The organism is Boseongicola sp., assembly GCF_057460485.1.
The window spans coordinates 1-6,435 of record NZ_JBVCWP010000220.1 but is presented as its reverse complement, the minus strand read 5'-3'; the positions used below and the strand labels follow the sequence as shown (position 1 = coordinate 6,435).

The window sequence follows — 6,435 nt, the reverse complement described above, 5'->3', positions numbered from 1 at the left end:
CGGCCTTCAAGATCAGCGGCGAGGTCTTCGATCAGCAGATCGACAGACGCACCTGCCAACAACACGGCCCAAGTCTTCGCGCGCCACCGGCGATGCGCTCGCAAACAACACCGCCTCAATCCGCCGCGTCCACTCACGCCACGCCGCTGAAACACGCGCGCTGATTGCAGAATCCGACACAATACCCCCACCCCAAACCGCTTCGATCAGGTCGTCGCGCGTCAGAACAGCACCCGGTTTGCGTACAAGCGTAAGCAGCAGGTCAAAAACCTGAGGCGCGACGGGCACCGCCACGCATCAGCGAAAAGGCTTCGCTATCCAGAACGCAGTCAGAAAATTGATACTTCATCAGAAAACTAGACCGCCTCAGACCTGCGTTCACAAGAGTTTTGAGCGGATTGGTGGCAATCCCAAGAACACCACAAGACAATCACAAGGTGTTCTTCAAGCGCGGTGCTTGGCGTCTTGGCAGGGTGATCCTCAATAGAAAAGGACCCTTGGATATGATGCCCCCGATGGACACACGCCTGCTGAACCGGCCACAAATCCGGCCGGAAGCAACCGCGATGACTAAACCTCAAGGTGGCAAATCAGCCTGGTTGAAGGGACCCGTGTATGCCTTGAAACGGCGCACCAAATTTCCGGCCACCCTCTTCCAAGCCAATGTGAAGTCACCCTGTGTATAAGGCAGCGCTACGCCTACCGCGACTTCAAGAACGCGACCAGAATATCCAAAGCCGCTTTCAAATCCGTGCGATCCACCATCTCGGTTACGGTATGGATATACCGCGTGCCCACGACAATTCCGATCGCGCGCGCACCCGCTGCCGACTGCTGAGCCGCAGCGCCGTCCTGACCGCCAGACCGCAACATCGTGCGCTGATAAGGGATTTTCTTCTTCTCGGCGAGCGCTGCCACCTCAGCCACCAAAGCCTTGTCTGCAATGAACGACCCATCGCGAATGTGCAGACCAAAGCCCTGCCCCTGCACTGTTGTGCGGTCCTGCTCGGGTACACCCGGCGTGTCACATGACAACGTCGTATCAATGCCGATGCCGATGTCCGGCTTCACCGCATAGGACGCTGTCCGCGCCCCGCGCAAACCAACTTCTTCTTGCGTCGTAAACACCACGTGGATCTCGGCCTTGGTCTTGGCCTTGCCAAGCCCCCGCGCCGCCTCGATCCCAAGCCAGCACGCAACCCGGTTGTCCAACGCCTTGGACACAAGCTTCTCGCCCATCTCCAGAAACGGCTCGTCCATGACAACCATATCACCGACCTTCACCCTATCCTTCGCAGCCTCACCCAATCCGGTATCAACGTAAAATTCGTGCGGCTCGGGGATGCGCTTTTTGTCCGCAGCCGAAGCAATATGCACCGGACGCCCCGCCGGGTTCATCACAGCCTTCAATTCGCCGTCATCGGTGCAAACCAAAACGCGCCGCGAAAACAGGTTGCGCGGATCAAATCCACCAACAGGCTGGAGGTACAAAAACCCCTTGTCCGAGATGTGGCTGACCAGAAACCCGATCTCATCCATATGACACAAAAGCATGATCCGCTCAGGGTCCGTACCCTTACCGTTGCGCACACAATGCAGCGATCCCATGGCGTCGACACGCACCTCGTCAAACAGACCTTCGACCTCGCCAAGGATCAACTCTCGCACTCGCTCCTCGTTGCCCGGCACTCCGGGGGTCTCGCAAAGATTTTTCAACAGCTCGATATTCATAACGCCAACCTTTCAATCCAAGTTGACCGCATAATGAAGCCGTAGCCCAAGGGTTCAAGCAGGAAGTCGCTCAAGCGCAAGTCAATTGCCGGGCAATCGTGTTCGCCGTAGGGTAGGATCGACAAAGGGAGGATTATGAGTATGCGACATCTGTTTTTCGCCACGGCCATTTCCCTAGCCTCAACCGCGCTCGTCTGGGCCGACGGCGCCGCTTTAATGATCGGAAACGAGGACTATGCCGGGTTGAATGATCTTCGACGCGGAGACGAGGTGACAGGCCCGGCTTCCGCTTTCGAACGCCAAGGCTTCGAAGTTTTCAGTGTCCGTGACGCCGAAGGTCGTGATCTTGTCGAGGCGCTTTCTGCTTTCGAGGCAGCTGCATCGGATGCCGATCGCCTTCTCGTCGTGCTGGCCGGTCGCTTTGCTCACTCTGCAACCGACACGTACTTTCTGCCCACAGATGCGCGTCCGGGCGCGCTCACCGACGTTGCGGCGACGGCCATCCCGCTGAGCCAGATACTGGCCATCCTCGCTGAAACTCCGGGTCAGGCCATCCTTGCTTTGGCCAACAGCGATGTCGACGGCAACTTTGGGCCACTCCTTCAAATAGGTATCGGCGATCTTGACCTGCCGCAGGGCATCACCCTTCTGACCGGAGCCCCCCGCCCCTTGGCGCAATCGGTCCAGCGCTTAGCACGCCCAGGCGAGAACCTTGCGAACTTGCGCAACAGCCGCAGTGTCCAGATTGGTGGTTTTGTCATGGACGGACAGGTGTTTGTGGCGGATCTTCGCGAACCCGCGGTCGCCGCCCAGGCCCCCACACCGACGACAACCGACCGCAGCGCCGATCTTCTGGCATGGCGATTGGCTGACCGTATCGACACCATCGAAGCCTACGAGGGCTATATCGACAGCTTCCCCGGTGGCCAGTTCACGGCAATGGCAACCGGGCGTATCGAGGCAATGACAGACACGCCCGAAGCCCGCGCTGAGCGCACTGAACAAGCCCTCGAGCTTAACCGTGACCAGCGTCGGGAAATTCAGCGTGATTTGACGCTTCTGGACTTTAACACCCGCGGCATCGACGGCATCTTCGGTCGGGGTACCCGCGCTGCCATATCATCGTGGCAGACGGCAAACAGCACCGACGTCACGGGCTTTCTAAGCACCGACCAGATTACCCGCCTCGACGCCCAGGCCGAGCGTCGCGCCGCCGAACTTGAAGCCGAAGCCGAACGCCGCCGCGAGGACCGCCTCGCGCAGGACCTCGCCTTTTGGGAGGAAACCGGCGCCCGTGATGACGAACCGGGCTTACGGGCCTATCTGACCCGCTTCCCCGACGGCGACTTCGCTGAAGTGGCCCGGACCCGGCTTGAAACCATTGAACGCCGAAAACGCGCCGAGACAAATACGCGGGACCGGCAGCTTTGGGACGAAGCCCGCATCCAGGACACCGAGCAATCCTACCGCGACTATCTTGCCATCGCACCACAGGGCGCGTTTCGCCAGGAAGCCGAAGATCGTATCGCCGAACTGACCCGCGCCTCACAACAAACCGGGCGCCAACGTCAGGCAATACAGGAAGAGAACGCCTTGAACCTGACCCCGAACACACGGCGCGCGATCGAAAGCCGTCTGGATCGTTTGGGACTAAAGCCAGGAAAGGTTGATGGGACCTTTGACGACGACACCCGCCGTGCGATCCGCCGTTATCAGTCCGCCAGAAATCTGGATGAAACCGGATACCTGAACGAAGCTTTCGTCGTTCAGATCCTCGCGGATTCGGTGCGCTCGATCTTTAGGTAAGCATTGGGGATGGCAGCGCCCTTCCAGGGCCTGCCTCCCCCTATTTCTTCGGCTTTCCCATCTTCATAAGCTGCGCCTGCATTTCGGCCAGCTGCGCGCGGATCACATCCAACTCAGCTGGCGGCTCTTCGTCGCTTGCCGTATCTGAAGCATCATCGTCGCCGTCCTTCGCGGGCCAACCCGGCCCCCTAAAACCACCAATGGTCATTGCTTTCACAAAGGCCTCTTGCTGTGCTTTCATCGCATCGAAACCAGGCATGGCCGTCATAGGCGACGCAATGCTCTCCATGACCTTCGACTGGCCATCACGTAGCATATCAAAACTCATCGCCAGGAACTGTGGCACAACCGAATTGGCTTGCGACGTATACGAGCGCACCAAATCCGTAAGCACATCCAAAGGAAGCACATTGTCGCCTCGGCTCTCATGCTCTGCGATAATCTGCAAAAGATACTGACGTGTCAGATCATCCCCGGATTTCAGGTCCACTATCTGAACTTCGCGGCCCTCCCGAATGAAGCCCGCTATATCTTCAAGCGTCACATAATCGGACGTTTCGGTGTTATACAGGCGTCGACTCGCGTAGCGCTTGATCAAAAGCGGTGTTCCGGACATGTCGTCCTCCTCATAGGCTCGCTGCAGTACAGACTACCCCCAAGTGCGGGAAAAGCAAAGGAAATGCGCGAAAGCCTTCGCAGGTGCCGCATTTACTCGCTGAAACTGAAAAGCCCGACCAAAAGGCCGGGCTTGTTCAATTCTGTGACGTGCCATCGTCAGTGAAGCTTGGCAGCAACCGTGCTGATGGCTTCATTAACCAGCGCGTCGGCCCGGGCAGCCTTCATATCGCGCGCAATAACCTCGGATGCCGTCCCAATCGCGATGCGGACAGCTTCGTCGCGAACCTGGCGGACGGCCGATGCTTCGGCAGACGCTATTTGGTCCTCCGCAGCACGAAGACGTCGCTCGATGGATTTCTCCAGATCAAGTTTTGCCTGCGCCGCGATTTCCGTCGCGCTTTCCTTAGCGGCCACAACGATGCGGTCCGCCTGCTCCTGCACATCGCGTTGTTTGCGTTCAAAGCTCGCAAGCAGCGTCTGTGCTTCTTCACGAAGCGCTCGCGCCTCATCAATCTCGGACTGGATACCCTCGGCGCGTTTGTCGAGAAGCCCCGTCAGCATCGACGGCACTTTGAAGTAAAACAGCACGCCGACGAAAAGAATGAACGAGACGACAACAATGAAGTCGGTATTGGCTAGGCTGAAAAACGGACCCTTCGCCGCAAATGCAGGGGACGCCGCGACCAGAGCGATCAGTGTGATGATCCGTTGCATGGCTTACCCCTTCACTCGTGCATCAACAGCCGCTGCAATCGCAGCGCTATCAACGTTGACACCCATCGCGGCCACAACGGCCTCGGCAGCGTCTATCGCAACTTCGCGAACCGCGGCTGTGGCTCCGACGCGAATTTCGTCGATCCGAGCTTCGCCTTCCGAGGCACGCGCCGCAATCTCAGCGTCAGCCTTTGCAATGGCTGCGTCGATTTCGACCTGAACTTCGGCTTTCGTCTCGGCACCAATGCGACCGGCCTCTGACCGTGCATCGGCCAATGCCTTGTCATAAGCAGCTTCGGCTTCAGCAGCCTTCTGCTTCAGCTCTTCGGCAGCACCAATATCGTTTGTTATCGTCCCCTGCCGTTCAGCAAGAACCGATGCAATCCTTGGCAATGCCACGCGGGACAGCACCATATAGATGACCACCAACGTGACCACGAGCCAGAAAATCTGGTTCGGGAACGTCGAGAAATCGAGTTGCGGCATACCGGGAGCGGACTCGGCGGCGCCTGATGTTTCTGTCGCCATAGCGACCTCCTCAAACCTTTGTCAGACAACGGGGCCCGCGTCAGCGGACACCCGGCGTGTAAGGATCGCGAGGTGTCTTATACAGCAAACATAAGCAGAAGCGCGACGAGGAACGAGAAGATCCCCAGAGCTTCAGCAAACGCGATGCCGATGAAGAGCGTTGCGGTCTGACCCGCAGCGGCAGATGGGTTACGCAGTGCGCCGGCGAGGAAGTTGCCAGCAACGTGGCCCACACCGATAGCAGCTGCACCAGACCCGATAGCGGCAAGGCCGGCACCGATGAATTGACCCATTTGAGCGATATTGCCTTCCATTAGACTGTCTCCTTACGATGGAATTGGCTGAATTAAGAACTGACCTTAGTGATGCGGATGCAAAGCGTCTTTCAGGTAGACACAGGTCAGAATGGTAAAGACGTAGGCTTGGATTGCGGACACCAGAACCTCAAGACCGTAGATCGCGACCACACCGAAGATGGCGATCGGCGCGACGGCAGCGACTTGCGCGAAGCCTGCGAACACTTTCAGAACCGCGTGACCGGCCATCATGTTGCCAGCAAGACGGATAGAATGGCTGACGGGCCGCACGAAGTAAGAAATCAGCTCGATCAGAGCAAGGACCGGCCTCAGCGCCAAAGGCGCCGAGCTGACCCAGAAAAGACTAAGGAACGAGGCACCGTTCTTGACAAAGCCCAAAATCGTGACCGCCAAGAATACCGCCACCGCCAGAATGGCCGTGACTGCGATGTGGCTGGTCGTGGTGAAGCTCATCGGGATCAGCCCGAGGAAGTTCGAAAACAGAATGAACAGAAACAGCGTCATGATGTAGGGGAAGTACTTCAGGCCATCTTTGCCCGTGACATCCTCAACCATCTTATAAACGAAACCGTAGCTAAGCTCTGCGAGCGACTGTACGCGGCTTGGCACAACCGCGCGGCCGCGCGTGCCAAGGATCATCAAAGCGGCAATTGCCAGAACAGCAGCTGCCATCCAGAACGTTGCATTGGTCACTGTGTACCACGCAACCGGATCGCCTATG

The 6,435-nt window shown here is 58.1% G+C and carries 7 protein-coding genes and 2 pseudogenes; 1 reads left to right on the top strand and 8 read right to left on the bottom strand.

The window, feature by feature from the left end; translation table 11 throughout:
* From AC221Y_RS18395 to AC221Y_RS18385, 3 genes and pseudogenes are all read right to left on the bottom strand, one after another.
* Positions 1-183, bottom strand: a pseudogene (locus tag AC221Y_RS18395) (hypothetical protein); the annotation flags it as partial.
* Positions 163-288: pseudogene (locus tag AC221Y_RS18390) on the bottom strand (winged helix-turn-helix domain-containing protein); the annotation flags it as partial. The pseudogenes AC221Y_RS18390 and AC221Y_RS18395, both read right to left, overlap by 21 nt.
* A gap of 411 nt (positions 289-699) precedes the next feature.
* Positions 700-1,731: a M42 family metallopeptidase gene (locus AC221Y_RS18385; protein ID WP_299751624.1), complete on the bottom strand. Its 1,032-nt coding sequence runs from the start codon at positions 1,729-1,731 to the stop codon at positions 700-702.
* Between the two features lie 141 nt (positions 1,732-1,872).
* Between AC221Y_RS18385 and AC221Y_RS18380 the strand changes: the two genes are divergently transcribed.
* On the top strand, positions 1,873-3,537 hold the full coding sequence (locus AC221Y_RS18380) for a peptidoglycan-binding protein (protein ID WP_486707983.1): 1,665 nt from the start codon (positions 1,873-1,875) through the stop codon (positions 3,535-3,537).
* 40 nt (positions 3,538-3,577) lie between these two features.
* Here the strand turns inward: AC221Y_RS18380 and phaR are convergent, their stop codons facing one another.
* The 5 genes from phaR to AC221Y_RS18355 all read right to left on the bottom strand — a co-directional run.
* On the bottom strand, positions 3,578-4,153 hold the full coding sequence (phaR, locus tag AC221Y_RS18375; RefSeq protein WP_486707982.1) for a polyhydroxyalkanoate synthesis repressor PhaR: 576 nt from the start codon (positions 4,151-4,153) through the stop codon (positions 3,578-3,580).
* A gap of 158 nt (positions 4,154-4,311) precedes the next feature.
* Positions 4,312-4,869, bottom strand: a complete 558-nt coding sequence (locus tag AC221Y_RS18370; protein WP_486707981.1) for a F0F1 ATP synthase subunit B — start codon at positions 4,867-4,869, stop codon at positions 4,312-4,314.
* A gap of 3 nt (positions 4,870-4,872) precedes the next feature.
* Positions 4,873-5,397, bottom strand: a complete 525-nt coding sequence (locus tag AC221Y_RS18365) for a F0F1 ATP synthase subunit B' (protein ID WP_299751612.1) — start codon at positions 5,395-5,397, stop codon at positions 4,873-4,875.
* A 77-nt stretch (positions 5,398-5,474) separates the two neighbouring features.
* Positions 5,475-5,711 (bottom strand): F0F1 ATP synthase subunit C, encoded by a 237-nt coding sequence (locus tag AC221Y_RS18360; RefSeq protein WP_093973261.1) that lies wholly within the window; start codon positions 5,709-5,711, stop codon positions 5,475-5,477.
* Positions 5,712-5,756: 45 nt separating this feature from the next.
* The coding region (locus tag AC221Y_RS18355; protein WP_486707980.1) for a F0F1 ATP synthase subunit A at positions 5,757-6,435 on the bottom strand (679 nt) is incomplete at its 5' end.

Excerpts from the sequence above, each read along its gene's own strand:
- AC221Y_RS18385 (WP_299751624.1), bottom strand. The coding sequence starts at position 1,731 with ATGAATATCGAGCTGTTGAAAAATCTTTGCGAGACCCCCGGAGTGCCG.
- phaR (WP_486707982.1), bottom strand. The coding sequence starts at position 4,153 with ATGTCCGGAACACCGCTTTTGATCAAGCGCTACGCGAGTCGACGCCTG.
- AC221Y_RS18360 (WP_093973261.1), bottom strand. The coding sequence starts at position 5,711 with ATGGAAGGCAATATCGCTCAAATGGGTCAATTCATCGGTGCCGGCCTT.
- AC221Y_RS18370 (WP_486707981.1), bottom strand. The coding sequence starts at position 4,869 with ATGCAACGGATCATCACACTGATCGCTCTGGTCGCGGCGTCCCCTGCA.
- AC221Y_RS18365 (WP_299751612.1), bottom strand. The coding sequence starts at position 5,397 with ATGGCGACAGAAACATCAGGCGCCGCCGAGTCCGCTCCCGGTATGCCG.
- AC221Y_RS18380 (WP_486707983.1), top strand. The coding sequence starts at position 1,873 with ATGCGACATCTGTTTTTCGCCACGGCCATTTCCCTAGCCTCAACCGCG.